Annotated in this window: 30 protein-coding genes and 1 pseudogene; 12 read left to right on the top strand and 19 right to left on the bottom strand. The window is 64.1% G+C overall.

Annotated elements, in window-relative coordinates; all coding sequences use genetic code 11:
- Positions 1-30 precede the first annotated feature (30 nt).
- Entirely contained in the window at positions 31-1044 is a 1014-nt protein-coding gene (locus tag N790_RS07110; RefSeq protein ID WP_043802552.1) for an SPFH domain-containing protein, read from the top strand.
- 3 nt (positions 1045-1047) lie between these two features.
- Complete coding sequence (locus N790_RS07105; protein WP_043802549.1) at positions 1048-1986, top strand: diacylglycerol kinase catalytic domain-containing protein; 939 nt, start codon at positions 1048-1050, stop codon at positions 1984-1986.
- Between the two features lie 4 nt (positions 1987-1990).
- Here N790_RS07105 and N790_RS16870 read toward each other — a convergent pair whose 3' ends face one another.
- The 4 genes from N790_RS16870 to N790_RS07100 form a co-directional block, all read right to left on the bottom strand.
- Positions 1991-2278, bottom strand: a complete 288-nt coding sequence (locus N790_RS16870) for a ubiquitination-like system serine protease family protein (RefSeq protein ID WP_425388026.1) — start codon at positions 2276-2278, stop codon at positions 1991-1993.
- Between the two features lie 136 nt (positions 2279-2414).
- Positions 2415-3584: a HesA/MoeB/ThiF family protein gene (locus N790_RS15615; RefSeq protein WP_211251965.1), complete on the bottom strand. Its 1170-nt coding sequence runs from the start codon at positions 3582-3584 to the stop codon at positions 2415-2417.
- Positions 3585-3853: 269 nt separating this feature from the next.
- Entirely contained in the window at positions 3854-4258 is a 405-nt protein-coding gene (locus N790_RS16865) for an E2/UBC family protein (protein ID WP_084062742.1), read from the bottom strand.
- A gap of 2 nt (positions 4259-4260) precedes the next feature.
- Positions 4261-4503: a multiubiquitin domain-containing protein gene (locus N790_RS07100; protein ID WP_043802548.1), complete on the bottom strand. Its 243-nt coding sequence runs from the start codon at positions 4501-4503 to the stop codon at positions 4261-4263.
- Between the two features lie 167 nt (positions 4504-4670).
- On the opposite strand from N790_RS07100, the gene N790_RS07095 reads away from it, so the two are divergent.
- The 7 genes from N790_RS07095 (at position 4671) to N790_RS07070 (ending at position 8952) form a co-directional block, all read left to right on the top strand.
- Positions 4671-4889 (top strand): hypothetical protein, encoded by a 219-nt coding sequence (locus tag N790_RS07095; protein ID WP_043802545.1) that lies wholly within the window; start codon positions 4671-4673, stop codon positions 4887-4889.
- A gap of 12 nt (positions 4890-4901) precedes the next feature.
- Positions 4902-5513 (top strand): hypothetical protein, encoded by a 612-nt coding sequence (locus tag N790_RS07090; protein WP_043802544.1) that lies wholly within the window; start codon positions 4902-4904, stop codon positions 5511-5513.
- A gap of 14 nt (positions 5514-5527) precedes the next feature.
- Positions 5528-5998 (top strand): helix-turn-helix domain-containing protein, encoded by a 471-nt coding sequence (locus N790_RS15995; RefSeq protein WP_043802542.1) that lies wholly within the window; start codon positions 5528-5530, stop codon positions 5996-5998.
- Between the two features lie 4 nt (positions 5999-6002).
- Positions 6003-6896 carry an ImmA/IrrE family metallo-endopeptidase gene (locus tag N790_RS15605; protein WP_084062740.1) on the top strand — a complete coding sequence of 298 codons (894 nt, stop codon included), beginning with the start codon at positions 6003-6005 and terminating at the stop codon, positions 6894-6896.
- A 221-nt stretch (positions 6897-7117) separates the two neighbouring features.
- Entirely contained in the window at positions 7118-7567 is a 450-nt protein-coding gene (locus N790_RS07080; RefSeq protein ID WP_043802576.1) for a hypothetical protein, read from the top strand.
- A 340-nt stretch (positions 7568-7907) separates the two neighbouring features.
- On the top strand, positions 7908-8285 hold the full coding sequence (locus N790_RS07075) for an antitoxin Xre-like helix-turn-helix domain-containing protein (protein ID WP_043802539.1): 378 nt from the start codon (positions 7908-7910) through the stop codon (positions 8283-8285).
- Positions 8245-8952: an RES family NAD+ phosphorylase gene (locus tag N790_RS07070; protein WP_211251964.1), complete on the top strand. Its 708-nt coding sequence runs from the start codon at positions 8245-8247 to the stop codon at positions 8950-8952. The genes N790_RS07075 and N790_RS07070 overlap by 41 nt, the downstream gene beginning before the upstream one ends.
- Here the strand turns inward: N790_RS07070 and N790_RS07065 are convergent, their stop codons facing one another.
- From N790_RS07065 to N790_RS07040, 6 genes are all read right to left on the bottom strand, one after another.
- Positions 8953-10005 (bottom strand): two-component system sensor histidine kinase NtrB, encoded by a 1053-nt coding sequence (locus tag N790_RS07065; RefSeq protein WP_043802536.1) that lies wholly within the window; start codon positions 10003-10005, stop codon positions 8953-8955.
- 39 nt (positions 10006-10044) lie between these two features.
- Entirely contained in the window at positions 10045-11178 is a 1134-nt protein-coding gene (locus N790_RS07060) for an acyltransferase family protein (protein WP_156969979.1), read from the bottom strand.
- Positions 11175-11852: an ABC transporter permease gene (locus N790_RS07055; RefSeq protein WP_043802533.1), complete on the bottom strand. Its 678-nt coding sequence runs from the start codon at positions 11850-11852 to the stop codon at positions 11175-11177. Before N790_RS07055 ends, N790_RS07060 begins: the two co-directional genes overlap by 4 nt.
- Positions 11849-12733: an ABC transporter ATP-binding protein gene (locus N790_RS07050; RefSeq protein WP_043802531.1), complete on the bottom strand. Its 885-nt coding sequence runs from the start codon at positions 12731-12733 to the stop codon at positions 11849-11851. The genes N790_RS07055 and N790_RS07050 overlap by 4 nt, the downstream gene beginning before the upstream one ends.
- Positions 12730-13134 carry a GntR family transcriptional regulator gene (locus N790_RS07045; protein ID WP_052385760.1) on the bottom strand — a complete coding sequence of 135 codons (405 nt, stop codon included), beginning with the start codon at positions 13132-13134 and terminating at the stop codon, positions 12730-12732. Before N790_RS07045 ends, N790_RS07050 begins: the two co-directional genes overlap by 4 nt.
- Positions 13135-13639: 505 nt before the next feature.
- Positions 13640-15001, bottom strand: a complete 1362-nt coding sequence (locus tag N790_RS07040) for an IS1182 family transposase (RefSeq protein ID WP_043802530.1) — start codon at positions 14999-15001, stop codon at positions 13640-13642.
- 254 nt (positions 15002-15255) lie between these two features.
- Between N790_RS07040 and chrA the strand changes: the two genes are divergently transcribed.
- Positions 15256-16515 carry a chromate efflux transporter gene (chrA, locus tag N790_RS07035; protein ID WP_084062739.1) on the top strand — a complete coding sequence of 420 codons (1260 nt, stop codon included), beginning with the start codon at positions 15256-15258 and terminating at the stop codon, positions 16513-16515.
- A 176-nt stretch (positions 16516-16691) separates the two neighbouring features.
- Here the strand turns inward: chrA and N790_RS07030 are convergent, their stop codons facing one another.
- The 5 genes from N790_RS07030 to N790_RS07010 all read right to left on the bottom strand — a co-directional run bounded on the left by N790_RS07030 (position 16692) and on the right by N790_RS07010 (position 20822).
- Positions 16692-17225 carry a DUF6197 family protein gene (locus tag N790_RS07030; protein ID WP_043802526.1) on the bottom strand — a complete coding sequence of 178 codons (534 nt, stop codon included), beginning with the start codon at positions 17223-17225 and terminating at the stop codon, positions 16692-16694.
- 166 nt (positions 17226-17391) lie between these two features.
- Positions 17392-18150 (bottom strand): hypothetical protein, encoded by a 759-nt coding sequence (locus N790_RS07025; protein WP_043802524.1) that lies wholly within the window; start codon positions 18148-18150, stop codon positions 17392-17394.
- Between the two features lie 135 nt (positions 18151-18285).
- Positions 18286-19434, bottom strand: coding sequence for a phospholipase D-like domain-containing protein (locus N790_RS07020; protein WP_084062737.1), 1149 nt, complete (start codon positions 19432-19434; stop codon positions 18286-18288).
- Positions 19431-20420, bottom strand: a complete 990-nt coding sequence (locus N790_RS07015; protein ID WP_043802520.1) for a TerC family protein — start codon at positions 20418-20420, stop codon at positions 19431-19433. The genes N790_RS07020 and N790_RS07015 overlap by 4 nt, the downstream gene beginning before the upstream one ends.
- Positions 20421-20501: 81 nt before the next feature.
- A complete protein-coding gene (locus N790_RS07010; protein WP_169742156.1) occupies positions 20502-20822 on the bottom strand; it encodes an HPF/RaiA family ribosome-associated protein in 321 nt (106 codons plus the stop codon).
- Positions 20823-20926: 104 nt separating this feature from the next.
- Here N790_RS07010 and N790_RS07005 point away from each other — a divergent pair, with 104 nt between their 5' ends.
- Positions 20927-21883, top strand: coding sequence for a LysR family transcriptional regulator (locus N790_RS07005; RefSeq protein ID WP_084062736.1), 957 nt, complete (start codon positions 20927-20929; stop codon positions 21881-21883).
- 459 nt (positions 21884-22342) lie between these two features.
- Here N790_RS07005 and N790_RS16425 read toward each other — a convergent pair.
- The 4 genes and pseudogenes from N790_RS16425 to N790_RS06995 all read right to left on the bottom strand — a co-directional run.
- Positions 22343-22567: pseudogene (locus N790_RS16425) on the bottom strand (hypothetical protein); the annotation flags it as partial.
- Positions 22564-22890, bottom strand: a complete 327-nt coding sequence (locus tag N790_RS15990; protein ID WP_156969978.1) for a TraR/DksA family transcriptional regulator — start codon at positions 22888-22890, stop codon at positions 22564-22566. The gene N790_RS15990 and the pseudogene N790_RS16425, both read right to left, overlap by 4 nt.
- A gap of 20 nt (positions 22891-22910) precedes the next feature.
- Complete coding sequence (locus tag N790_RS07000; protein WP_043802515.1) at positions 22911-23792, bottom strand: universal stress protein; 882 nt, start codon at positions 23790-23792, stop codon at positions 22911-22913.
- Between the two features lie 10 nt (positions 23793-23802).
- Entirely contained in the window at positions 23803-25281 is a 1479-nt protein-coding gene (locus tag N790_RS06995; RefSeq protein ID WP_043802513.1) for a SulP family inorganic anion transporter, read from the bottom strand.
- 253 nt (positions 25282-25534) lie between these two features.
- Here N790_RS06995 and N790_RS06990 point away from each other — a divergent pair, with 253 nt between their 5' ends.
- On the top strand, positions 25535-26077 hold the full coding sequence (locus N790_RS06990) for an NUDIX hydrolase (protein ID WP_043802510.1): 543 nt from the start codon (positions 25535-25537) through the stop codon (positions 26075-26077).
- The last annotated feature ends 41 nt before the right edge of the window (positions 26078-26118 follow it).

Raw genomic sequence — 26118 nt, 5'->3', positions numbered from 1 at the left:
TTCAGCCCGGGACCTCCAAGGAGAGACCCAATGTTTGGCATTCGCTACGTCAAGTCATCCCCCAGCCACTACTTGCTGCAGTACCGCAACGGCCGCATCGTCCGGGAAGGCACCGGCCTGGCCTTCTTCTACTTCGCGCCGCGCTCGACGCTGGTCAGCGTTCCGCTCACGGCGTCGGACGTGCCCTTCATGTTCGAAGAGATCACTCGCGACTTCCAGGCGGTGACGCTGCAGGGCCAGGTCAGCTTCCGGGTCGGGCAGCCCAAGCTGCTCGCCGAGCAGCAGGACTACAGCCTGCTTCCGACTGGGGCGTACGCCAGCGAGGACCCGCAGCGGCTGCCGATTCGAGTGCTCAACGCGGTGAAAGCCCAGTTCAGGGCCCTGCTGCAGGAGATGGACCTGAAGCAGCTGCTCCAGGGTACCGAGCAGCTGTCCAAGGCAGCCCGCCAAGGCTTGGCCGCGGCCGCCAGCCTCACCACCCTCGGTATCGAGATCGGCGACCTCGGCCTGCTGGCCGTGAAGCCCAATCCTGAAACCGCCCGAGCCCTGGAGGCGCCGATGCGGGAGCAGATCCTCAAGCAGGCCGACGACGCCACCTACACCCGCCGCAACGCTGCTATCGAGCAGGAGCAGCTGATCAAGGAGAGTGAGCTGCGTAGCGAACTGGTGGTCGAGCAGAAGAAGCGGCAGGTCCGCGAGACCCAGGTCGAATCCGAGCGGGTGATCCTGGAGAAGAAGCACCAGATCCAGACCCAGGAGCTGGCCGGCAAGGTCTCGCTGGAGCATAAGAACGGTGAGCTCGTCCAGCTACAGGCCGAGAACCAGAAGCGCGAGGCTGACGTTCGTGCCTATGGGGCTCAGGTGCTGGTTGAGGCGATGAAGGGCCTGGACCCCAGGACCCTCCAGGCGTTGGTGATGGGCCAGGCCAGCCCTGAGGCCCTGATGGCCCTCGGCTTCCAGACCTTTGCCGACAACGCCGCGAAAATCGGTGAGTTCAACTTCTCGCCGGACGTGCTCCGCCAGTTGGCCCGGAAGGGCGGGTAAGCCATGGACGAGTCCGATCGCAAGATCATCCTGGTGACGCGGAAGACGCGTCTCCAGGAACTGGTCCTCCGCTACAACACGGTCGAACAGGCGCGATTCCAAGCTGAACACCTTGGGATGGACTTCGGCGACTTTCTGGTCGAGGACGAAGTTTACGCAGTGGCTGTCAGGCAAGTTGAGGCAGTGCTGCAGGCGCAGGGGCGTCTGCAGCGGCTCGATCGAACGTTCCTGCCGAACTTCCTGTTCCCGCCGACGGCATTAGTTGTCGTGCTGGGCCAGGACGGGCTGGTGGCCAATACGCTGAAATACTTGCAGGATGGTCAAAAGGTATTGGCCATAAACCCAGATCCAGATCGATGGGACGGCGTGCTCTTGCCGTTTGGCGTTTCCGACTTGCCAACCGTCTTGGGTGACTTTTGGGCGGGACGCGAAAAGAGTCGTGAGGTTGTAATGGCCATGGCGTCGCTCACGGACGGCCAGACGCTCCTAGCCGTTAACGACTTCTTCGTCGGCATGCGGGGCCATGCTTCGGCGCGTTACGAAATAACCCACGGTGATCGGCATGAGCGGCAGTCGTCTAGCGGCATCATCGTGTCGACCGGCCTGGGATCAACCGGCTGGCTCCGCAGTGTTCTCACTGGTGCCAAAGCAACATCGGGGGCGAAAATGCAGTCCACCGCAGAAACTCTTCTGGCTATGGGGCTTCCTTGGGAAGCAAAAAGGCTGGTGTACGCTGTTCGGGAACCTTTCCCAGGTCGCTGGAGCAAGACTAGCGTAGTGCTTGGGGAAATCGAGGCAGGGGAACACCTGCGAATCCGCTCTCTAATGCCAGAGGGTGGTGTCATTTTCAGCGATGGAGTTGAGGCTGATGGGCTGGATTTTCGATCTGGCTTGGAGGCTAGTATTGGATTCGCTACAACACGGGGCTTGTTGCTGACTTAGCCGCTCATGGCGCGAAAGTGCGAATGTGACTGCTTGGCGGAGGCGTTCCATTGTCCAAAGCCCAGTGAATGCGCCCATCTCTCACGAAGAAGTGACTGAGGCAACCTTGATCTCGCCATACCGAAGGGAAAAGCGTCGGCCGACCAAGGTCCCCGGTTGTAAGCCTCCAATGAGGCTCGTGCACCGACTGAAGCGACAGGCAGATGACGACTCCGCACCGGCAAGGGCAAAAAAACAGAGCCCATTTTAGCTTTTCATGACCCCTAACCACGTAAACAGTGTCCACCCTCATCTCCGCGGGGCTGGGCGGGTTTTCAAGCACGATCGTGGACTCGAAGCGGATTGAGTTAGCGGTTGGCGTTGTGGACGGCGCGATAGGCTTCCCTTCGCCCCAGGAGAAGATCTCGCGTAACTTTGAAATCAGCCAATCAAACATGGACTGTCCTGCGCCCTAGTGAAGGCCTTCCGAGCCTATGGCTGCTATTAAGATTCGTGAATTCGTGCGCGCCACAGTATGGACAGTCAAAATCTCCCTTTTGCCCTCTGCTGTTTATTTCCATATTGACGAAGTCGATGAAGAACTGATCTTTTCGTACGGCCGCAGGAAACCTACGAAACGGCTTCAGAAGATCGAAGAGTGTTGCCACCCCAAAATCTGCCGTTGCGCTTGTAAACGGGCCTACGCCAGGCGCGCCCTCGCCGCCTCCTTCGAGATATCGCTCGCGTGCCTGCTCTTCGGTCAGCGCGGGATTCTCACGGAGAGCCTCTTGATGACGTATCCAAACCTCGCGCAGCACTCCCTGGCAGAAGAGGCACTCCCCGAATTCCGGGAAAATCACACTTATTCTTCCGAAATGGCTTCTCAAGACTGCATCTTCATCCTTCTCGGTGACATGACCGCCAAGTCCAAGGTCGATCAATGGGAACGCAAAAGCATACAAGGCGCTGTTTAGAAGCTGGCGGCCAAGCTGGTCATCCGTGCAGCCGAAGACGACGTCACATGTTGATAGGGCATCGACCGCATCGGGACTTACGTCAATTAGAGATTGCATCGAGGCAGTTTTCACTGGAAGCCCCAAAGCGTCCACGAATCTTGCAAGCACATCAGCCTTGTACTCACCGACGTCACTCTTGCGAGCACCGCGTACACGGTTAAGATTGGTTTCATCCAAGCAATCGTTGTCGATTATTAGGATCTCCCCCACGCCGGCTCGTGCGAGAAGAGTGATGACTGGGCTACCAGTACCACTTGCGCCAATGACGCCAACTCGAAGGGATGCGAGTGCTTCAACGAAAGGCTGACCAAACGCGGCGGCTTGGCGAGATCGGAACCCAGTTGTGTCCTGCTGCGCAAATGAACCCAGCTGAATTCGGCTTCCGATGATTGCGATGTGGCGAGCCGGCACGGGAAAGTTTGGCGCGGAGGAGGAGCGAACTCGGCCCTTCCACGTGCCGTTCGCTAGCAGAAGAGCGACCAGATTGACGTGGCCACCGTTCCTATTGCTCAGCGCCTCCAATAGTGCACGCTCATTGGCAGAGTCAATCTCGGAGAACGCCTCGTAGCCAGTTGGATGATTGTGCGCGAAGCCTAAGGCCAAGCCGTCTTCCTCACACCGACGAAGAATCTCACGGAGAGGACCTAAATTGAACGAGACGTGAGTTGGCGAACTTCCGGTTACCCAGGGCTCTTCCATGGGTATGACGTCCACAGCCACGTACCTGTCAGAAACTGCGAGGTCAGGTACGACGAAGTGATGCCGTTGGAAAAGGACCATCGCGGCCCGCTCATTCCCCCTAGGATCCGCCTCTAGGAATGATCGGAGCTTAGCGTCCAGACTAGACAACAAAGTAATTCGCGGTCCATCCATCATGTATTTGGATTCCTGAGCGCCCAGTCAATTCTTCGGAGGATCGAGGAAACATCGTCCTTCCCACTTCGCCACGCACTGCGACTTCCTTCTGGCCAATGCCGCGACCACCTGCAGTACTCGCGTCCATCTCGCATGTGGTTCTCGCTGGCGCCGGCATTTGATGTGTTGGGAATTTGCACCCCGTCCCTGCGGACGAGTCGCGGGTGAGTCCAGAACATATCGTTCCCCGACTGGTTATAGCTGACGGGGATAAGTACGAGCACCTCGCACGTGTCGACCTGGTACAGATCCCGAGGCAGCGCTAGCTCCTTGAAAACCAAGTGGCGGGTGCGCTCATCTTCGTCGAACAGGACCCCCTGTTCGACGAGATGCTCGTAATCGACGTCGAGGAGCAGGCCCATAGTCAGCCTGCCTGTGACCCGACGGCCTGGGTGGAGAAACGCTCCGGGCCAGGGCGACTGAGATCGACAGTGGTGCCCGGAAGCACCTCCCTGTCGGGCCTCCCAGGGACCTTCTGAAAGATGCTCACCCCCGCCGGCACCGAGGCGAGCTGTCGCAGCTGCGCCTCAGTGATGATGCCCTCGGGCCATTGATAGGGCTCGTTGTCGACAAACAGCTCGGGATTCTTTGCGTTTTCGTTGTGCATTACACGTTCTCCATATCCGGGAGGCGGAAGGCTCACGGTGGATGTATAGTAAATCCACGGATTTGGTATTGCAACTGGTGTGTAACTGTTGCGCAAATAGCCTGTTCCTATTGACAATCTGGTCATAAACGCTATACTCTCGGACTGCCCCACCCAAGGAGACCCGCATGAACACCGCATCTAAGCGCGCATTAACGGTTGTCCTCTCGGACGCAGAAATGAGCGTCCTGGAGGCCCTTTCGGCGCAACGCTCCCTCACCAAGGTTGGTGTGCTGAGGCAGGCCCTGCGCCTTTATCAGACTGTCGATAGCCGCCAGCAGCGTGGCGAGAAGCTTTTTTTTGAGAATGAGCGCAGCAAGGAAAAGGCTGAGCTAATGCTGATCTGAGTTCGTTCGCTCGTGATTCAGCTTTTCAACCGGCAGACAGGCCAGTTCGAAGACGCCGAACTGTCGCCGATCGAAGCGCAAGATATCGCCGACTACCAGAAGCTGTGGATGCCGGTGATAGACGCGCGCGTCCAGCAGCTGAGAGCGAGTGGGCAGCTCACGCTCCAGGCGCTCGGAGATGCGAACATCGAGGACGCTGGTTGGGAGTGGGCGAAGAAGCACCAGGCCCGAACCGAGCTCCGGTGGCGCTCTTTTGCCCTTCGATGCGATGGGCGAACTCAAGGGCTGATGTTTGTGGATCTGCTTCGCCGGTGCCGCTTGCCAGAAAGCGCGGACGACCACCTCGTCTATGTCGACATTTTGGCTACCGCTCCTTGGAACAGGGAAAGACTGGTCCCTCAACCGCTTTACCGCGGCGTCGGCACGGTGATGATGGCGGAAGCAATCAATCTCAGCTTCGAAGAGGGCTTCGATGGCCGCGTGGGATTGCACGCACTTCCGAAAGCGAACGCTTTCTACTCCCAGAGGTGCCTGATGGAGAACATGGGCCCCGACGAGAAATACGACGACCTTAACTATTACGAGCTCTCGGCTGCACGCGCCGATGAGTTCCTGAGCCGCTAACTCAGGAGGAAGAAATGGCTGAGAGACGAGTCCTGGACGCAAGCTGGTACAGGCGAAACATTGAGAGAGCTGGGGATTTGGACTTCATGGCAGGTCCGGTTTCCCCGCTTGAGTACCGAGAAGAGGAGCTTCCAATCACCATTGCTTTTGGCACGCTGGTGAGGCTTGAGCGTAGAAGTAAAGGCCTTACGGTTGGCCAGTTGGCGAGGAAGTTGGCCATCGACGAAGACGAGGTTCGATTGATTGAGCATGATTCTTCATATCGAGCTCGCCCTCGAACTATTGTATGCATTGCCAAAGAGTTTGATCTTCCAAGCAAAGAGGTAATGAAATTGGCCGGTGCCGCTAGATCCAAAGATCATGCGCTGGAGGAGGCCGCCTACAAATTCGCTGCATATTCGGACGACTTGGGCGCACTAACATCAGAAGAACAGAAGATGCTGATGAGCTTCGTGGCGTTTTTGAAGGACAAGGCGAGGATCTGAAGAATTGAAAGAGCTTGTCGGCAATCAAGAGCAGCGAGAAATCGACAAGCTTGTCGATAGGATTCTCAAAGATCTTGGGAATCCCGAGCCGCCACTGAGCCTTCCGCAAGTCCGGCAGCTGCTTGCCCTGGATCTCACCTACTACTCTTCGACTGATGTCGGCCCGCTCACTGAGTTTGCGCATCGTATTCGAGTAGCCGGAAAACAACTGGCCGCTCGTCCTTCGCTATTGCTCGACGTCGTGAAGAAGGCAAAGTTAAGCGGCCTCTGGATGCCAGACAATCGACAGATTTTCATTGACCAAGAGGTTCCGAAACCGAAACATCGCTGGATCGAGGCGCACGAAATCACCCACAGCTTCATTCCTTGGCACGCGGATTTTCTACTCGGTGACGACGAGATGACGCTGGATCCTACATGCCATGAGACCATCGAAGCAGAGGCAAATTTTGGTGCCGGAAAGCTGCTTTTCCTCGGCAACCAGTTTTCCAGGGAAGCCAGGGACTACAACCCATCCTTCAAGAGCATCTCGGCGCTGAAGAATCGCTTCGGCAATACACTTACATCAACATTCTGGCGATTCGTGGAGGATCGAGACCCCGGCGCTGCCGTTTTTGGGCTGATCAGCATTCACCCGCGACACCCTCACGTCGGGGCCCGCGTGGACGGCTCTCCTATCCACCACTTCGTGACGTCGGGTGGATTTCGAACCCGATTTCCCGCGATTGGCCCACTGGACGTGTACGAGCTGGTACGTCGTAATTGCACCTGGAATTCGAAGGGTCCTGTGGTCGGCGGGCATGACGTTCTGCTTGATGGAGCCGGCACCCCTGTCCGCTTCGTATTGGACGGCTTCTCGAACACTTATCAAGTTCTAACCTACGGTATCGCGCTTTGAAATTTGGCTGAGGGCTAATAGGAAGAAGCACCTCGTCATTGATTCCGGGAGAGCGAGAGATCGCGGGGTCGAGTTGGGGCACTAGGAGCCCAGCACTTTGGCGGCGCCGACCCTAAAGAGGCGTCATCGACTCCGCGAAGCGCCCCAACGAACCAATCGGCTACGATTTAGCTATGCCCGTCTCAGATGCCAGAGCATTCGCCCTACTTCGCGCCTTCGGGATGCTGGAGTTCAGCCTAAAGGGCCCGGCGGGCTTTCTTACAGGTGATGGCAACGCACGAGGCAACCAGCGCGTGAAGGCAAAGGTGGATTGGCCTTTGTTCGATCGCGTGGTGGCTGAGTTGCGGCCGGAGCACTTCCTTGATCGAGTGTCCACGCCAACTCGCGTCAAACTTCTTGGCGGAGGCCGCAATCGACCGAAGGTGCAGTTCCTCCAAATCGCGGCCGACGGCAGTAGGAGCGTGAGCTACGAGGACAGCCCTTTGCCACACAACGACGCCTTAGCAATGGTGGTTGCCATGCGGCGCGTGCGTAACAACTTATTCCATGGTGGCAAGGAGGACCCGTTGCAGGAGCCCTACCCAGGCGACGACGAGGAATGGGTAGTTTCTGCCCAAGAAGTGGTCGACCTGCTGCTAGATTTGCTGGACCGTCGGCTACTCTCGCCCTAGGCAAGTCAACGACTGGCACTTAGCGCCTATGCAAAGTGAGCACCGCAGCAACGATCTGCCTGCGCCCTAAGGTCACGACGCAATAGGGGGGAGGAAGCAAGGTGGGGCATAACGTCCGGTCCAAAGCGGAAGTAGGCAGCGGCTTCGCCGACTGCGGCTTGATTGGCGTAAGCATAGCTCGGGTCAGAAGGTGCCGGAGCCGGTATTGTTCCGCTGAGGGAACAACAATGGCCGATCAACCTTTGCTTTTACCAGGGAAAAACTATTCTTGTTTTCGGATCAGCAAAAATCTTGCATGTGCAATTCCATGCGCGCAGTATTGCCTTGGAAAGGAGGAGCCATGCGCCAGCCCGCCCTCGAAACCCCCTCGCCCGACCCGGCCGCCGTGCTGGCCAAGGCCGTCACCCGCGCCGCCGACCACCTGGGCCTGCCCAAGGTGGCGCTGGGCCGCATCCTGGGCCTGAGCCAGGCCACGGTCACCCGCCTCTACCAGGGCCGCTACCGGCTCGACCCCGCCAGCAAGGCCGGCGAACTGGCGCTTCTGCTGCTGCGCCTGTTCCGGTCGCTCGATTCCATCGTGGGCACGCCGGAGGCCGCGCGCGCCTGGCTGGAAGGCGAGAACCTGGGCCTGGGCGGCCGCCCCCGCGACCTCATCCTCGGCCCGCGCGGCCTCGTGCATGTCACCGACTACCTGGACGCCCACCGCGCTCGCGGCTGAGGCCCGCCCCTGGCAGGGCCGGGCCTGGCGCTTGGTCGAGGCGCAGCACGTGGTGTCGACCATGAAGCTGGTGGACGACGTGGCCGAACAGCGCCTGCTCGAGGACCTGCTCGAAGCCGCCAAGCCGCCGCTGCCGGCCGCCGCGAAAGGCCTGCACTACCTGCTGGCGACGCCTTTCCGTTACCCGCCGCTGCCGCGCGGTTCGCGTTTCCGCGCCGCCGGCGAACCGGGCGTGTTCTACGGCGCCGACGCGCTGGCCACCGCCTGCGCCGAGCTGGGTTATTGGCGCTGGCGCTTCCTGCGCGATTCGCCGGCGCTCGAACGCCTCGACGCCATCGCGCACACGGCCTTCCTGGCGTCCATCCGCACCACCGCGCTCGACCTGCGCGCGCCGCCCTTCGACGCCGAGGCCGCACGCTGGACCGCGCCCGACGACTACACCGCCACGCAGGCGCTGGCCCGCGTGGCGCGCGACGCGCCGGTGGGCGCGATCCGCTACGACTCGGTGCGCGACCCGGCTCGCGGCGCCTGCATCGCGCTGCTCACGCCAAAGGGTTTCGCGTCGAAGTCGCCGGTGGGCGCGCCGCAGACCTGGTGGCTGGCGGTGCAGCCGCGCCAGGCGGTGTGGCTGCGCGACCGCGAACGGCTGGCCTTCGCCTTCGGCTGATCAGGCCTCGGGCGCGGGCGCCTCGTCGTCGCCGTCGGGCACCGGGATCAGCAGCGTGAACACGGTGTGCCCCGGCCGCGAGCGGTAGCCCAGCGAACCGCCGTGCTCGCGCGCCACCTGCTGGGCCAGCGGCAGGCCGAGGCCCGTGCCTTCGGCGCGGCCCGACACCAGCGGCAGGAAGATGCGTTCGGCCAGGTCCTCGGGCACGCCGCGGCCGTCGTCGGCGATGTCCACGCGCACGGCCAGGCGGTGCGCGCGGTCGCCGATCAGCACGTGGTGCTCGGCGCGGGTGCGCAGCTGCACCTGCGAGGCGCCCGATTCGAGCGCGTTGCGCACCAGGTTCCACAGCGCCTGCACCAGCCGGTCGGCGTCGCCGGGGAATTCCGGCAGCGAGGGATCGAAATCGCGCACCAGCTTCACCGCCCAGCCGGCTTCCACTTCCGCCAGCTGGCGCACGCGTTCGAGCACGGCGTGGATGTTGGTGGGCGCGAACGCGCGCGGCGGCGCCGGGTTCATCAGGCGCTCGACGAGCGCGGCGAGCCGGTCCACTTCCGAACCGATGAGCCCGACCAGCTCGCGCGCATCGTCGCCTTCCACGCGGCGCGCCAGCAGCTGCGCGGCGCCCTTCATGCCCGCCAGCGGATTGCGGATCTCGTGCGCCAGGCCCTTGAGCGCGGCGGACAGCGCGGCCGGCAGCGCGGTGGCGGGATCTTCGCCGGGGAATTCATCGGCCGGGTGCGCTTCCACCCGCACGCCGCCGTCTTCTCCGCGCGCCAGCCACAGGTCGGCGAAGTGTTCGCCGGCACCCGGGAAGGCCAGGCGCGCGCGCCGCACGCGCAGCGCCTCGCCCGACTCCGGCAGGCGCGGCAGCAGTTCGGCCAGGCGCCCGGCTTCGGCATCGAGTTCGGCCAGCGCCAGGCCCTGCAGGCGCCGCGCGCTGATGCCCAGCCAGCTGGCGAAAGCCGGGTTGCAGCCCTGCAGCCGGCCTTCGGCGTCGAGCCAGGCCAGGGGCGTGGCGAGCTGTTCGGGTTGGGGCGGGGAAGCGGGCGGCATGGCCGCCAGCATAGTGGAGCCGGCGCCGCCTGCGCGGCCCTAGCCGACGAAGCGGCGCAGCGGCGTGTGCCTCACCAGCGCCTGGTAGGCCAGCAGGCAGCCGGCGAGCGTGCCGGCGCTGGCGAGCGCGAATTTCAGCGGCCAGGCCCAGTCCAGGTCCATCAGCAGGTACTGCAGCGCGAACAGCAGCGGCAGGTGCAGCAGGTAGGTGAAGTAGGACGACTGCGCCAGGTAGCGCATCAGCGGGTTGGGCCGGTCGAGGAAACGCTGGCCCAGCCCCAGGCACAGCACGGTGAGCCAGGCGCTGAGGCCGGCTTCGAGCGCGGCCACGCCCCAGGACGCGGTCAGGCGCTCCGGGCCCGGCGGTTCGACGCCCAGGCACCACAGGAACAGCACGTAGAACACCGCGCAGGCGAGCGCCAGCCGCGGCAACCACGGTTGCACCCGCGCCAGCCAGTCCGGCGCCGCGTGCAGCAGCGCGCCGAAGGCGAAGAAGGCGCCGTAGAATCCGATCGCCCAGAACTGCGGGAGGAATCCTTCCGGCGCCGGATGCGGGGCGCTCACCGACGCCAGCGCCGGCACCAGCAGCAGCGGCAGGCCGGCCAGCAGCCAGGCCGGCGAACGCCGCATCAGCGCCGGCGCGAAGCGGCCCAGGTCCAGCGTGCGCAGCACCCAGTGCAGCACGGTGAACAGCAGCAGGTAGTACAGGAACCACAGGTGGCCGGTGGACAGCGGCGCCGGCGCGGCATCCGGGCTTTGCATGTGTTCGCGCAGCATGGCCAGCATCGGCGACGGGTGTTCGACGTTCAGCGCCGCCCACACCGTGCTGCCGGCCAGCGCCGCCATCACCAGCGGCCAGGCCAGCACGAAGGGCACGGCGATGCGGCGAACGCGCTGGCGCAGCAACGCCGCCTGGCCGCGGCGCGCGACCACCCACGCGGCGAAGAAGCCCGCGACCACGAAGAACAGCGGCATGCGCACCAGGTGCAGGCCCCAGGCCAAGGCATCCACCCACGGACTGGCCTGGCGGTCGGCGGTGGGAAACCACGGCTGCATCAGCGGGCTGTAGGCCAGCGCCGCGTGGAACAGCACGCCCGCCAGCATGGCCAGCGCGCGCAGGTGGTCCATGTAGTGCAGGCGCGCGTCCACGGCGGGGACGTGCGGGGCGTTCAATAGAAGGCCGCCTTGCGCGCGTGGTGCCAGGCGGTCGCGCCGAGCACCCCCACCGACAGCCCCGCCAGCGTGGCCAGGATCAGCACCGCGGGCGGGGACCAGGCGATCGCGTCCTGCTCGATGCGGCCCTGGATCTCCGGCACCTGCCCCAGCGCCATCAGGTAGGGATTGATCAGCACCATCGTGCCGATCATGGCGAAGGTACCCCAGCCCTCCGATTCCACCGACATCACCACGGCCAGCGACACGGCGTAGGCGAACGCGATGTAGGCGAACACCAGCAGCGCGTACACGACCAGGCCGTCGGGCAGCGGCGTCAGCAGCACCGTGGCCAGCGTGCCGGCCAGGATCACCAGGAAGGGCACCGCGAAGGTGAGCAGGTTGCCCGCCAGCTTGGACACCGTGAAGTCGAGCGGCGACACCGGCAGGCTCATCACGAAGGCCAGGGTCTGCTCCTTGCGCTCGGCCATCAGCGAGGTGCCGATGGAAAAGCAGGCGACCGACACCAGCACGATGATCAGCATCAGCGAACCGACGTAGAAGGCCCACGGCTTCGCCAGCCCCAGGAAACACAGGGCGACGATGCCGGCCAGCACGTAGAAGGCCAGCTGCTTCTGGAACAGCTGCCAGTCCTTGGCGACCAGCAGGCGGATGACAGGCGTGTTGAGTTTCATGCCACGGCTCCCGAACGCACGGCGGTGATGAAGATGTCCTCCAGGCTCATCGGGTCGGTGCGCTGCACCTGCAGGCCCCGCGCCGACAGTCGCGCCGGCAGGTCGTCGCGCCAGGCGCGCGCCTTGATCTCGACCAGGCTGCCGTTGGCGCGCACGCTGGCGATGTCCGGCCAGTCCGCCAGGTCCGCGGGCAGCGGGCCCTGGCAGACCAGGCGCCGCCAGTTTTCGAGGAAGGCGTGTTTGTCCGCCGAAGCCACCAGCCGGCCCTGGTGCAGGAAGGTGATGGTGTCGGCGAGCTGCTCGACGTCGTGCGTGTTGTGCGACGAGAACAGCACGCTGCGGCGTTCGTCGCGCAGCACGTCGGCCAGCGCTTCGAGCACTTCGATGCGGGCCACCGGGTCGAGGCCGGTGGTGGGTTCGTCGAGCAGCAGCAGCCGCGGCCGGCGCGCCAGGCACAGCAGCAGCAGCGACTTCACCCGCTGGCCGTGCGAGAAGCCGCCCACGGCCTGGTCGGGGCGCAGGTCGAAGCGCTGCACCAGCTCGGCGGCGTAGGACTCGTCCCAGCCCGGGTAGATGCGGCGCACGAGTTCGATGTGCCAGCGCAGGCTCTGGCCGCGGTACAGGCGCATGTCCTCGGAGGCGTAGCCGATGTCGGCCTTCGCGGCCACCTGTTCGCCGGGCAGGCGGTGGCCCAGCACCGTCACCTCGCCGGCGTCGGGCGCGGCCAGGCCGGTGAGCAGGCGCATCAGGGTGGTCTTGCCGGCGCCGTTCACGCCGACCAGGCCCATGACCTGGCCTTCGGGAAGGGTGAGCGACACGTCCCGGAGCGAAAAGTCCGGGTAGTGCTTGCTGATGCCGGCCAGGGAAAAGGCGGGAGTCATGGCAGGGGTCCTTTCGGGGTTCCGGGGTCGGCCGCGGGGTCGTCGGCCTGGTCGAGCAGCCGCTGCAGGTCGGCGCGGGTCAGTCCGAGCCGGGCGGCGATGGCGAGCAGCGCCTCGAGCTGGCGCCGCAGTTCGTCGTGCATCAGCGCCGTCGGCAGGTCGCTGCGTTCGGCGACCACCGAGCCCTTGCCCTGGCGGGTGGCGATGACGCCGGCGCGCTCGAGGTCCTCGTAGGCGCGGCGCACGGTGATGACGCTGACCCGGCTGGCCGCGGCCAGTTCACGGATCGAAGGCAGCGACTGCCCGGGCGCCCAGTCGCCGGCCATCACCTTGGCGGTGACCTGGTCGACGATCTGCTGGTACATCGGCCGCGGGTCGCTGGCCGAGAGGAACAGTTCCATGGGCACGCGCTAACTGTGCTGCTGTGATATGCACAGTATGCACAGCCATGGCGACCCGGGCAAGCCCCGCCGGGGCCACCCCCTCCTGGGCAGGACTCCATAGTTTGTACGGATTGCACAGACTATGTGCTTGGGCGCGGGGCCGGCTCTCCGGCGGCGGGAGGGCCCTGAAAACGAATACCGCTTCCGTCCAGCCAGAATGTCCGGGGCTGTTACACGCGCCTAGAGCCAGGTCCATCGAGGTGCCTGACCCTCGCAGGGCCACCAAAGACCACGCGAGTGCAGACGCTGGTCAACTTTGACATCTACGCCGGAAGGGGCTGCCCAGCGATTCTGGTGCTGACCGAGCCAGTCCATTGGTGCGGGCGCCGGCTGGGGTCCGCTTCCGGCCTATTCCGTTGAAAAACTCACTTTCTAGCGGGCGGCTGGGTCCGGCGGTTGGGCCGGACCAGTGATTATTTGGCCAGCGGCGACGGGAAAATGGGCGGGCAAGCGCCCTTTGTCCTCAAAGGGTCGTTGCCATTGCCGCTTCGGGGCTTTTCGGCATCAACCACGCTGCCATTCTTCGTAAATTCTGTGCGGTTGCCGCCAATAGGAACTCATCTCTGGCACTTTTCAGGCCGCGTAGCCGCAACCTGTCTAATCGCAAGATGCGTTTGAGGTGCGCGAACAGCATCTCGACCTTCTTCCGATGTCGCCGTGACTGGGCGTATCTCTTCGTCGTCGACAGTTGGCGCGCCACGTCTCGTGCGGACTCGTTCACCTGGCGGGCGATCCTTCGGTGAGTCGTGTTAGGGCAGCACTTCGACTTCAGTTCGCAGCGGGCGCAGTCGTGAAGGTTGCTGCGATAGATCAGCGTGTTGTCGGCGGTTGGCTTACCGCTGGATAGCAGTGGCTTGCCCTTGGGGCAGCGGTATTCGTCCGCGTCCGCGTCCCAGCGGAAGTCAGACCGCCCGAGCGACCCATCCTTTCGCTCGGCTTTGTCCCAGACCGGCACGTGGGGCTCGATGCCCTTTTCATCCACCATCCAGCCCAGAATTTCCGACGTGCCGTAGGCGGTGTCGCCGATGAGCCGGGTCGGCTTGAGGTCGAAGCGCTGCTCGACCCGATCGACCATGTTCCGTGTCGCTTCGACCTCGTCGGTCTTATACGCAGGCGTGGCCTCCACATCGACGATGACGCCCGCCTTTACATCGATCAGGTAGTTGGTCGAGTAGGCGTAGAAGGCCGGGCCGCCGGGCGCCGCCGTCCACTGCGCCGCCGGGTCGGTTAGCGACACGTTTTTGGGCGGCGTGCGCGGTGCCTCGGCCTCGTCGAGCGCCTCCAGGTACTCGCGGACCGGGCGCGTGAGCGGCGACTCCCGGTCCCAGGCGGCATCAACGCCTGGTACGCCCCGCTGCCGGTTGGCATCGGCCTTGATCACGCTGGCGTCGATCGCGAAGCCCTCGCCGCCAACGAGGCCTTCGGCCAGGCAGCGCTCGAGCACCTTCTCGAACACGAAGCGCAGGGTGTCGTTGTCCCGGAAGCGGCCGTGGCGGTTCTTGGAGAACGTCGAGTGGTCCGGCACGGCATCTTCCAGACCCAACCGGCAGAACCAGCGGTAGGCCAGGTTCAAGTGGACCTCCTCGCAGAGCCGGCGCTCCGAGCGGATACCGAAGCAGTAACCCACGATCAGCATTCGGATCAGCAGGGCCGGATCAATGGAGGGGCGGCCGGTGTGGCTGTAGTGCGGGGCAAGGTGCTGGTGCAGCTCGCCCAGGTCAAGGAACTGGTCGATGCCCCGGAGCATGTGGCTCGCCGGGATGTGGTCTTCGAGGTTGAAGGCGTAGAACAGGGGCGCTTGCCCGGCTTCCAGACGTCCCATCATCGCTGCGATTTCCGCTGGATCGATGGGCAGCTAGTGGACCAGATTAAAAAGCCAGAATCAACGCTCTGAACCAATGCTGTTGTCCAGCTCGGCTACTTCTGAGAACGCGCGCTTGTCTTCGACGGTCAGATCCGGCTACTGCGGCGAGAGCTCCACGACGCGCATGACGGCGCGCCGGCAAGAATTCTGCCCAAGGCATATCATCGCTGCCATAACATGCTCATTATTGGGCTGTCTCGACTGGATGGTGACGGATGAAACCGAGTGGCGCTCCTGTAGCATCAGATTCACTTGACGCTCAATCCGATTGCCGCGTTCCTCGCGAATCGATGTGGCGGCTATTCCTGCGGTTCCTGCGTTTCGGCGCATTGGCCTGGGGTGGCCCAGTCGCGCAAATCGCGATGATCCGGCAGGAACTGGTCGATGAGGAGCGCTGGATCACTAGCGACCATTTCAACCGCGTTCTCGCGCTGTACCAAGTCTTGCCTGGCCCAGAAGCGCACGAGTTGTGCGTCTACTTTGGAATGCTGTCACGCGGACGCTGGGGAGGCATCCTGGCCGGCCTCGGGTTCATGCTGCCCGGCTTCCTGCTGATGTTTGCGCTGTCCTGGGCCTATGTTCGCTACGGCCTGGATACAGGTAGCGTGGTGGCTGTCTTCGCTGCAGTGCAGGTCGCGGTGGCTGCCCTGATCGTCCGGGCGGTAATCAGGATCGGCGGACACGTCGTCACCAACCGCTGGCTATGGGCGATCGCCCTCCTCGGTGCCGGCGCACAACTGGCGGGAGTGCACTTCGGGTTGATTCTCATCGGGGCGGGACTGATCTACGTAGGTGCGCGTCGCGGCTTCGTGGGGACTGCGGTCGCCGTGATCGGGTTGGCCACCACTGCAGTTGTCGTTCTTGCCTGGCGCAACGGCGGTCTAGACGGATTGGATGCGCTCAGTCTGGGTGGATCCGTTGGCGGTTCGCCGGAACCCGAAACGGTGTCGTTGCTGCTGCTGTTCTGGGCTGGCTTGAAGGCGGGCATGCTGACTTTTGGCGGCGCCTACACCGTCATCCCGTTCTTGCAGCGCGATGCCGTTACCCAGGGTGCCTGGATGAGCAACACCCAGTTCCTCGATGGCATCGCGCTTTCCGGGCTGCTTCCGGCGCCCCTGATCATCTTCTCCACGTTCGTTGGCTATCTCGGGGGCGGGCCATGGGGTGCCGTGGCGATGACGGTAGGCATCTTCCTGCCCGCCTTTGCCTTCACGCTGCTGGCGCATGACCCCTTGGAGCGGCTGGTCCAGCAGCCCCGCATCCGGCAGTTCCTGGAAGGGGTTACCGCGGGCGTCGTGGGCTTGATAGCTGGCACGACCTTGGCGCTGATGCGTGTGAGCCTGGACGGACTTGAGGCGCTGGTACTGTTCGGCATCGTGCTGGGATTGCTGTTCGCCTCCAAGGCGCGACTGTTGATTCCCGCCGTGATAGCAGGTGCCGCCTTGTGGGGGTGGTTCGCGCAGGTGATCGGGTAGACCCGTTCTCTAAGCACCATCGCGAGTTTTTCAACAGAATTGGCCAGGAGCGGACATCTCCTTTGGATGGCTAGGCAAAACGCCAACTCCAATTTGATGCGCCACTCACACTCGGGAGGACGTCGCCTATTGGCGATAAAGGTGTCAGGGATAATTTCTGGGGTTCAGTCGAAACATCAATTCGCCGACAGTCTCGCCCGGACGCGCGTAGTCGCTTGTGCGAGCACGTGCTTGATGTCGGCGAGCGTAGTGTCAGGCAGGTTGTTGAAATCCATCAAACGGTGGTTGAGCTCGCGCCCGCGCGTGGCTTCTTCCACTGCGAACCGGACCTCCTGCAGCGCCACCCTGCGATGATCAGCGATCTTGTACGGATCATGTGAGCCATACACATCCGCGGAAGCCCGCTGCAGCGCGCAGAACAAGCTGCGCTTTTCCATCGCTTCATCGTCGGCGCACTGGCGGTCGTCGTTGCGATTCCACGCGGACTCGCTGCCGAGCAATGCAGCAGCGCGCTCCAGCGTTTGCAGGTCCTGGACCGTGACAGGCAAATCGCGGACCTCGTATTGCGCCGGGTCGCCGAACTTGTCGCGGGATTGCGCGGGTGCCGTGGCTTCCGCCGCGACCTGGGTGCTGCCTTGGCCTGTCGCGCATCCGGCAAGGAAGCACACGAACAGCAGAGGCAGGGTGCTTCGGGATAGCCGGTTGTCCATGTCGGGTCGCCTCTATGTTCGCGGATTTATTGTGTGATTTAGAGCGAACGCCAAGGGAACCGCTTGTCGGCCATCAAAGGGTGCAAGGGTCCCGCCCTGTGAGACAGGCTGGACGGTCCAGGCGGGGTGGGCCGTGCGTCATGGGCACCCTCAGTGACCCCGCCCATTAAGGATCCGGGCGCGCCGGAACCGCCAGCGTCATTTCACGCACGTCGAGGTACTGCTGCCCGTCGCGAGTTGACGCCGACAGCACCAGCTGCCGGTCTGCGCGATAGACTGCTTCCAACGCGCCATCCGCTTCGGCGATGACGTGCTCGGTATAGCCCTGCTCGACCAGGCGCTCCCGCAGCTGACCCAGGGTGAAGCCTTCAGTGGCCACATAAGCGTACTCCGTCGCCCTTTCGCCCTTGCGGTAGTGGATCTGGCGCAGCGCGAGTCCGGTCGGCCAGGAGGTCGGATCGGGGCCTGCCAAAGCGTTCAGAGCGCGATTCGCAGCGTCTGCCCGCTCAGAGAGCACCGGTAGCGCGGCGGCCGCTGCCGCCGCTGCGGACCGCTCAAGGTCCAGCGCGACCGCATCGGTGACGCGGTTAAGCGCCGCCTGAGGCTCAGCGAGAGCCTCTCGTGCGTCGGCGACGGTGGTCCTGGCTTCCTCCAGCGCTCGGGCGGTCTCTTCGCTCGATGTGGCCGCCGTCGCCACTGCGGCAGCGACGTCGCCCTTGGCCTTCTCCAGTTCGCGGGTAGCCTCCTCGCGCGTCTGCGCCACCACGGCCGCCGTCGCGTCGGTCACCTTGTCCAGAGCGGTCGATCCCCATCCCAGGAGGCTTCCGAGCGCAATGACCACGGCCACCAGCGCCAGCAGTCCAACCGCCAGCAGGCCGGCGATGCCTAACAAGATGGTACGGCGAGAGAGATTGAACGGGCGCATGGTCTTGTCCTCAGTGGGTAGAATTGGGGAAGAAATCGTGTTTTCGAGTTCGATAACGGCCTTAGTCGACGCCGGCGCATAGCAGCGCGCCGGTGGCGCTCACAGAAATGAGCGGGTAGACCCGGAAAGGCTTCATCACGACAGAAGTCGGAGTTTGCGGCGGGCGATGTAGGGATCCAGCCAAGCCAGGGCGGCGTAAGCAGTGCGCTGGCGCAGCCTTGCGAGAGGGCCGGGATTGCCGCACGCGTAGGGTTTCGAGTGGCTTTGGATTTCATCCACAATGCCGCGCGCCTGGGTGGAGATCTCCGGGTCCTCAATCCGGAGCATCAGGTCAAAGTTGATCCGAAGGCTGCGCGGATCGAAGTTGGCCGATCCCACGTACACGGCGTGATCGGCGATCACGAGCTTGGCGTGCAGCATGGCCGGGACGTACTGGTAAACCTGGATGAGCGAGGGAGGCAGGCCACGAAGCACGTGCGCGGATGCATGGTGGGCGAGCGGGACATCCCCCATCGCCGGCACGATGACGCGCACCCGACCTCGTCGGGCGGCCCGACCAAGTAGCCCGCGCACGCGGGTCGTGGGCACGAAGTAGGCGGCCACCACGTCGATCTGACTGGCGGCGGCCAGATCCCGGTGGAGGCAGCGGCGATAGCGTCGGACCCCGCGCCCTGCCCCGGCGACGAACAATTCCCAGCGGTCGCCGCGCGACGCTTCTGGCATGGAATCGGCCACGGGCAGGTGGTCGAATGGCGCCATTGCCCACATGCGGTCGAAGGACCGTGCCAGAGCGATCACGCACGCCGGTACACGCGTACAGATCCCCAGGTCACGCCAGCCGGCCTGGACGCCGTCGCCGTCGTACTCATCTGCCACATTGCAGCCGCCAAGCAGGGCATGGCGGCGGTCCACCACGACGAGTTTGCGGTGATTTCGGAAGCTCAGCCGGGCCCAGCGGCGCGGGTTGAACCAGCTCACCACGATTCCGGCTTGCTGGAGGATGGCCACCGCGGGGCCGGCGTGTTCGCTGCCGAAGGTATCGAGCAGGAGGCGGACGCGGCACCCCCTACCAACGGCCCGGGCCAGCGCGGCATGAAGTCGCCCCGCCAGCCGTCCCGGTGACCATATGTAGAACTCCAGATCCACCGTGGACTCCGCGCGTTCTATCGCCGCCACGACCGCATCGAACCAGTGCGCACCGCTGGCGTGCCAAGTGAACCCGGCCTGTAAACCCGACAGTCTGGGTTCCGGGCCACCTGACAAACTGGCGATGGTCGCGCTCACATGTCACCCGCCGGCGCCACCGCTGTCTTGCGGGTCTTGAGCCAGGAGAACACCACGCCGCCGGTAATCAGACCCACCGTGACGCTGAGCGATACCCACGAGGGGAACTTGCCGGTGATGTTGACCAGGAAGATCTTGGAGCCGATGAAGACCAGGACCAGGGCCAGCGCATACTTGAGGTACTCGAACCGGTCGATCATCGCCGACAGGGCAAAGTAGAGCGCCCGCAGCCCCAGGATCGCGAAGATGTTCGAGGTGTAGACGATGAACGGGTCTTGGGTGATCACGAAGATCGCCGGTACCGAGTCCACCGCGAAAATCAGGTCCGCCGTCTCGATCAGGATCAGTGCCAGGAAGAGCGGCGTCGCGTAGCGCCGCATCGAGCCGTCGGCATCAGGCTGGCGAACGAAGAACTGATTGCCGTGCAGTTCGTCGGTGACGCGCATGTGGCGGCGAAGCCAATTGAGCATCGGATTGGATGCCAGGTCGACCGGCTGGGAGGAGGCAAACAGCATCTTGAGGCCGGTCAGTAGCAGGAACGCACCGAACACATACAGGATCCAGCTGAACTGGCTGACCAGGGCGGCGCCCAAGCCGATCATGATCGCCCGCAACACGATGACGCCGATGATTCCCCAGAACAGCACGCGGTGCTGGAGCGCCCGAGGAATGGCCAGGTACGAGAAGATCATGGCGATGACGAAGACGTTGTCCATCGACAGCGACTTCTCGATCAGGTAGCCGGTGTAGTACTCCGCGGCCGAGGTGGCGCCCAGTTGGTTCCAGACCCAGAGGCCGTAGGCCAGGCCGATCGCGATGTAGCCGCCCGACAGCAAGAGGCTTTCGGTAACCGGGATCTCACGCTGTTTGCGGTGCAGTACCCCCAGGTCGAAGGCGAGCAGGGCCACCACCAGCACCAGGAAGCTTAGCCACAGCCAAGCGGCTTGGCCCAGGAAGGGGGTCATCAGCAGGGTAGAAAGGTCCATCAGGCAGTGATCTCAGGCAGGGTGAACGGGGGCCGGGTGGCCCAAGGGGAAGAAAGCGGGGTGCGCAGGCCGCGTTCGGCGTTAGCGGTGCATTCCGCGGTCCACGTCGCGGCTTCGGGCCAGGCGCCGGGCGATGGCCCGGTCGACGCGATCGGCGGCGCGGTCGATTGCTACATACAGGTCGGCGTCTTCCTCGCGCACGATGATCGGGGAGAAGGCCGGCCCGCGAACCTCCACCAGGCACTGCTTGTCGACACCGCCGCGAGGCCCATTGATGTCGTTCAGACGGACGTGCGCCGAATCGACCGCTTGCGGATAGCGACCCAGCGCGGTCCGAAGGCGCTTTTGGGCGTAGGTACGGATCGCATCCGTCATTTCGATCCCTTTGGCAAGAATTCCCATCCGCATGCTTGTCGTCCCCGGGGTTTGGATGGGGGCATCCTGAGTGTGCGGGTTACTTCGATCAATGTGCTAGATTCAAATCATTCCTTCGGAAAACCCGAACCATGAACCTGAAGCACCTGCGCTACTTCTGGGCCATCGCCCGCTTTGGCGGCTTGTCCCGGGCCGCCGAGCAGCTCAAGTTGTCGCCGGCCACGCTCAGCGGCCAGGTTGCGGAGCTGCAGCTGGGGTTGGGGGTGGAGCTGCTCCGCCAAGTAGGCCGCGGCCTGGAGCTCACCGACGCAGGCCGCGTGGCGTATTCGTACGCCGATGAGATCTTCGGGCTGACCGATGAGCTTGAATCGCAGGTGCGCGCCATGCCCAGTGGCCGGGCGCGCCTGTTTCGCGTCGGGATGACCGACGCCGTCCCGCGCTCGCTTGCGTATCGACTATTGGCGCCGCTGATGGAAGATCAGGGCATCCGGCTGACGGCCAGCCATGAACGACTCGATGTCCTGCTGGCCGACTTGGCGCTGCATCGATTGGAGGTCGTCATCGCCGATCGCCCGTTACCTACCGGTAGTGCAGTTAAGGCCTACAACCACGTGCTGGGGACAACGCCCATGGGAATGTTCGCTGCGCCAGCGCTGGCCAAACGCTTGCGGCAGGGGTTTCCCGCTTCCCTGGCGGGCGCCCCGCTGCTGGTCTCCGGGCGGGACAGCGTGGTGTACGAACAACTGCGGCAATGGCTGGAGACCCATCGCGTAGCGGCACGCATCGTCGGGGAGTTCGACGACGGGGGACTGATGAAGACGTTCGGCGCGTCGGGCATCGGCGCCTTCCCGGCGCCGCTAACCGTCCGCAGCGAAATCGAGCGTCTGTACGGCGTAGAGCTGGTCGGGGTCCTGGAGGGCGTCACTGAGCGCTATTACGCCATCTCCACGGAAAGGCGTGCCACCGATCCGCAGGTCGTCCGGTTGCTCGCGCTGGCCGATGAACTGCTGTCGGAGGCACCTGCGCCGGTGCCACCAGGCCAAGCCGTGAAAGCACGCACGCGCAAACTCGCACGCAAGGCCCGCTGATGCCAGCGATTGCGGACGCACGCATCGCCCCGGTCCGGCGAATGCGGACCCTACGGCGCGGCTGCGTACACGCGCAGGTAGGCCACTGCGGCCGCCTCTCCCAACACATTTTCGGCCTCGGCATGCGTTGAGGCGCTCAACACGGCGGTCGGCCGATCCGGTAAACAATCCGCAGCAAACACGGACACCACGCCTCCCTATCATCCGTGCTCGGAGGGTCTCGAGGAGCGCTTGATTGGATGGCTGGATGTCCGCTATGGGGCGGCAGCCGCCCTCCCCCACCCCCGATAACGTCCCCTAATCACACATCAGCGCTCGCCCGCTTACGGCCAAAAGCGGACTACTGCCCTCGACAGACTGGCATTTGAAAGCATCGCCTTTCGGCCCTTAATTACTCCGGCTGCTCTGTCCTCGCTGCCTCACTTCCGGCGAGGTCACCAAGATCCCGCGCTCTTTCTACAACGTCATCCTGTCCGACGTGGCGTGCTTGCGCACATTGCGGGACGTGACGCTGCCGGCCTGGCGGATGGCGCTGCCGAACAGGAGCGGTTCTTGGGTCAGGGTCGTCTTGCCGACGTCTGGGCAAGAGATGACCGCGAATGTCCGGCGGCGGCGGTCTTGCTCGGTAATGGAAGTTATCGGTAGCGGGGTTGGTCGGGACACGGCGCTGCCGTGCCGCGTCATCGGGGCGGGACCGCCCCGCTGGCGCTTTGGCAGCCGCCGCATAGGGGTGCGGCGGGATCGGCGGCGAGTCGCTCGCCTTCAACCGGCTGGCCGCAGCGGCAGCACTGCCCGAAGCGGCCCTCGAACCAGCGCCGCAGGGCCGCATCAATCCGGTTCAGCTCGATGGCCGCCTGGCTTCGGCTGGTGATCACCAGGTTCGCTGCCTTGACCTGTGGGACCGGTCGAAGCGTCGAACTTGCCAGGTCCCAGTCCTGCATCCAGCGTGACAGGCGGCGACGTTCCCGCTCGAGTCGGGCGACCAGGTCGATGGGGTCAGCGGCCATCGCAGGGGCCCCGGCCCGGGTCACCGCAGCAGCAGAACCGGGATCGGTGAGCTGCGCAGGACCTGGGTGGTCGTGCTGCCGACAATCAGGTTGCGGATGCGCGAATGACCGTAAGCGCCCATCACCAGCAGGTCGATGGCGAATTCCTTCACGGTGGCGGGAATCACGGCGTCCGGGCTGCCCTCGATATAGCGGGAGTGCGGGTGGAAACCAGCCGCCTGCAGCTGCGCTTTGGCCCATTGCATCTGCTGCCGGCGCTCCTCGGTGTCTTCGCCAACCGTCAGCAGTTCGCAGTCCAGGCCCTTGAGCAGCGGGCTGGCGCAGACCATCTGTACGCAGCGTCGGGTCGTCGGGCTGCCGTCGAACGCGATCGTGAAACGCTGGATCGGCTTGAAGGCCCGCGACGCGATCAGCACCGGTCGGTGCACGGCGCGCATGACGCGCTCAAGGTTGCTGCCCAAATGCCCCGAGGCGAAGTTCGCATGCTCGCCGCGCTTGCCGATGACGAACAGGCGGACCCCGGCCTCAAGATCGAGCAGGGTTTCGACCAGGCCGCCATTGCGCTGGGCCAATTGGGCGCTGACACCGAACAGGCTGGCCGCGCGATCTCGAACCTGCTCGAGGAGGAGGCGGCCCCGGGTTTGGGCGAGGCGGCCATGCTCCGCATCGAGGTCGGCCAGCTCCTTCAGCAGGTCCTCCTGGGCACCCAGGGAAAGGTTGCCGCTGAGGTTGAGGCCGGCCGGGTCGCCATGGCGTCGATCGATGGCGTGCACGAACTCCAGGGGTGCGCCGAGCCGACTGGCGGCCCAGGCCGCGTGGTCGGCGACGCTGGCGGTGTAGACCGAAGCATCAATGGCGGCCAGCACTTGGCCGTTCTCGTGGATCAGGGGTTGGGTTTCCATGATGTCTTCCTCAGTGGCCCATGAGCCGTTCGACGGCATCGGGCTTGTCGTGAACGCCCAGCTTGTCCACCAGGGTGGCGCTGGCCTCGTTCATGCCGATGATCTCCACCACCGTGCCCTCACGGCGGAACTTGAGCACCACCTTGTCCAGGGCGCCGATCGCGGTGAGGTCCCAGAAATGCGCCCGCGAGACATCAATGACGACGCTCTGCAGGACTTCCTTGAAGTCAAAGCCGGCGAGGAAGCTCTCGGACGACGCGAAAAAAACCTGGCCGGTGACGGTGTAGCGCCGGGAGGTGCCGTCCGCGGAGGCGGTGGATCCCACGTGCAGCACCTGGCCGACCTTGCGGGCAAAGAACAGCCCCGAGAGCAGCACGCCGGCACCGACGCCCTTGGCCAGGTCATGGGTGGCCACGGTGACGACCACGGTGACGATCATCACCAGGCTCGAGCTCTTGGGGTGCTCGCGCAGATTCTTGATCGAACCCCAACTGAAGGTGCCGATGGAGACCATGATCATCACCGCCACCAGCGCCGCCATGGGGATGCGCTCGACCCAGGGGCCGGCGAAGACAACCATCAGCAGCAGGAACACGCCCGCGGCCAGCGCCGAGAGCCGGCCGCGACCGCCGGACTTCACGTTGATCACTGACTGGCCGATCATCGCGCAGCCCGCCATGCCGCCCAAAAAGCCCGAGGCGATGTTGGCGATGCCCTGGCCGGTGGCCTCGCGGTTCTTGTTGCTGGGGGTATCGGTGAGGTCATCGACGATGGCCGCCGTGAGCAAGGACTCGAGCAGGCCGACCACCGCAAGCGTCGCCGACACCGGCAGGATGATCCACAGGGTCTCGAAGTTCAGCGGCACCTCTGGCAGCAGGAACACCGGAAGGCTGTCGGGCAGCTCGCCCATGTCGCCCACCGTGCGCACGTCCCAGCCCAGCCAGATCGCCAGACCGGTCAGGACCACGATGCATACCAACGGCGAAGGAATCGCCTTGGTCAGGTAGGGAAAGCCGTAAATGATCACGAGACCCGCCAACACCAGGGCGTAAACCAGCCAGGGGGCACCGATCAGCTCTGGCAACTGGGCCATGAAGATCAGGATGGCCAAGGCGTTTACGAAGCCGGTGATGACCGAGCGCGAGACGAAGCGCATCAGCGCGCCGAGCTTGAACGCGCCGGCCAGGATCTGAAGCACGCCGGTGAGCAGGGTGGCCGCCAGCAGGTACTGCAGGCCATGGTCCTTTACCAGGTCGATCATCAGCAGGGCCATGGCACCGGTGGCGGCCGAGATCATGCCTGGGCGGCCGCCGGTGAACGCAATGACCACGGCGATGCAGAAGGACGCGTACAGGCCGACCTTGGGGTCGACGCCGGCGATGATGGAGAAGGCGATGGCCTCGGGGATCAGAGCCAGGGCCACGACGGTGCCGGCGAGCAGGTCACCACGGACATTGCCGAGCCAATCGTTATGGAAGTTCTTGAACATGCACAATCACCTGCCCGACGCGGGGCGCCGGGACACAAAGAAAACAGAAGAAAAAGGGGGAGTAGGAACGAAGAAGGACGCGGGTCAACAGCGTCCGGGCCAGCGAGGGCCGGCCGGGCAAGCGTCAGGGTGGCGTGGTGCCGTGCGTGAGCGTCATGGGCCGGATTATAGCCCGCCCGGAGCGACTGATGCCACCCGCGAGGTTGCTGCTCGGCAATAATGTGCGGTGACTCACATCAGAGATCGCCGGCAGATGGACTGCATCCTCGACCTCCAGCATCCCGCATATCCGGAAGCGCCACGCGCCATTGCGCAGCGGCGTGCCGTGCGTGGCGTGGTACTGCGCGACACGCGCATCCTGCTTCTGTACACACGTCGGTACGATGACTACAGCCTGCCCGGAGGCGGCGTCGATGCCTCCGAGTCACTCGAAGACGCCTTGTTGCGCGAGATGAAGGAAGAGACCGGCGCCCGAGCGATCCGTCTGTTGGCGCCCCTCGGGAGGGTTGATGAGCGACGACCGCACTGGGGCCAGTTTGACGCCATGCACATGCAGTCCTTCGTCTTTCACTGCGCGGTAGACGGAGAACTTGGCGAGCCCGCCATGGAGCACTATGAGTCCGCGAATGGCATGAGGCCCCTGTGGGTTGAACTGTCGGAAGCCATCGATCACAACCAGGCCGTGATCCAGCGAGCGGCAGCCAGCATGGGCACGAGCATCATCCGCGAGACCCGACTTCTGCAGTGGGTCCAGGAGAACCTGTTGCCGCAGAACCAATCCAGCCGCAGTCGCTGAGGCCTGCTCCGTCCCGCCAGGCGGGCGAAACCTGGTTCGTG

This window comes from Arenimonas malthae CC-JY-1 (genome assembly GCF_000747075.1).
Classification (GTDB): domain Bacteria; phylum Pseudomonadota; class Gammaproteobacteria; order Xanthomonadales; family Xanthomonadaceae; genus Arenimonas; species Arenimonas malthae.
The sequence above is the reverse complement of the archived record's forward strand: the minus strand, read 5'-3'. Positions and strand labels throughout refer to the sequence as shown.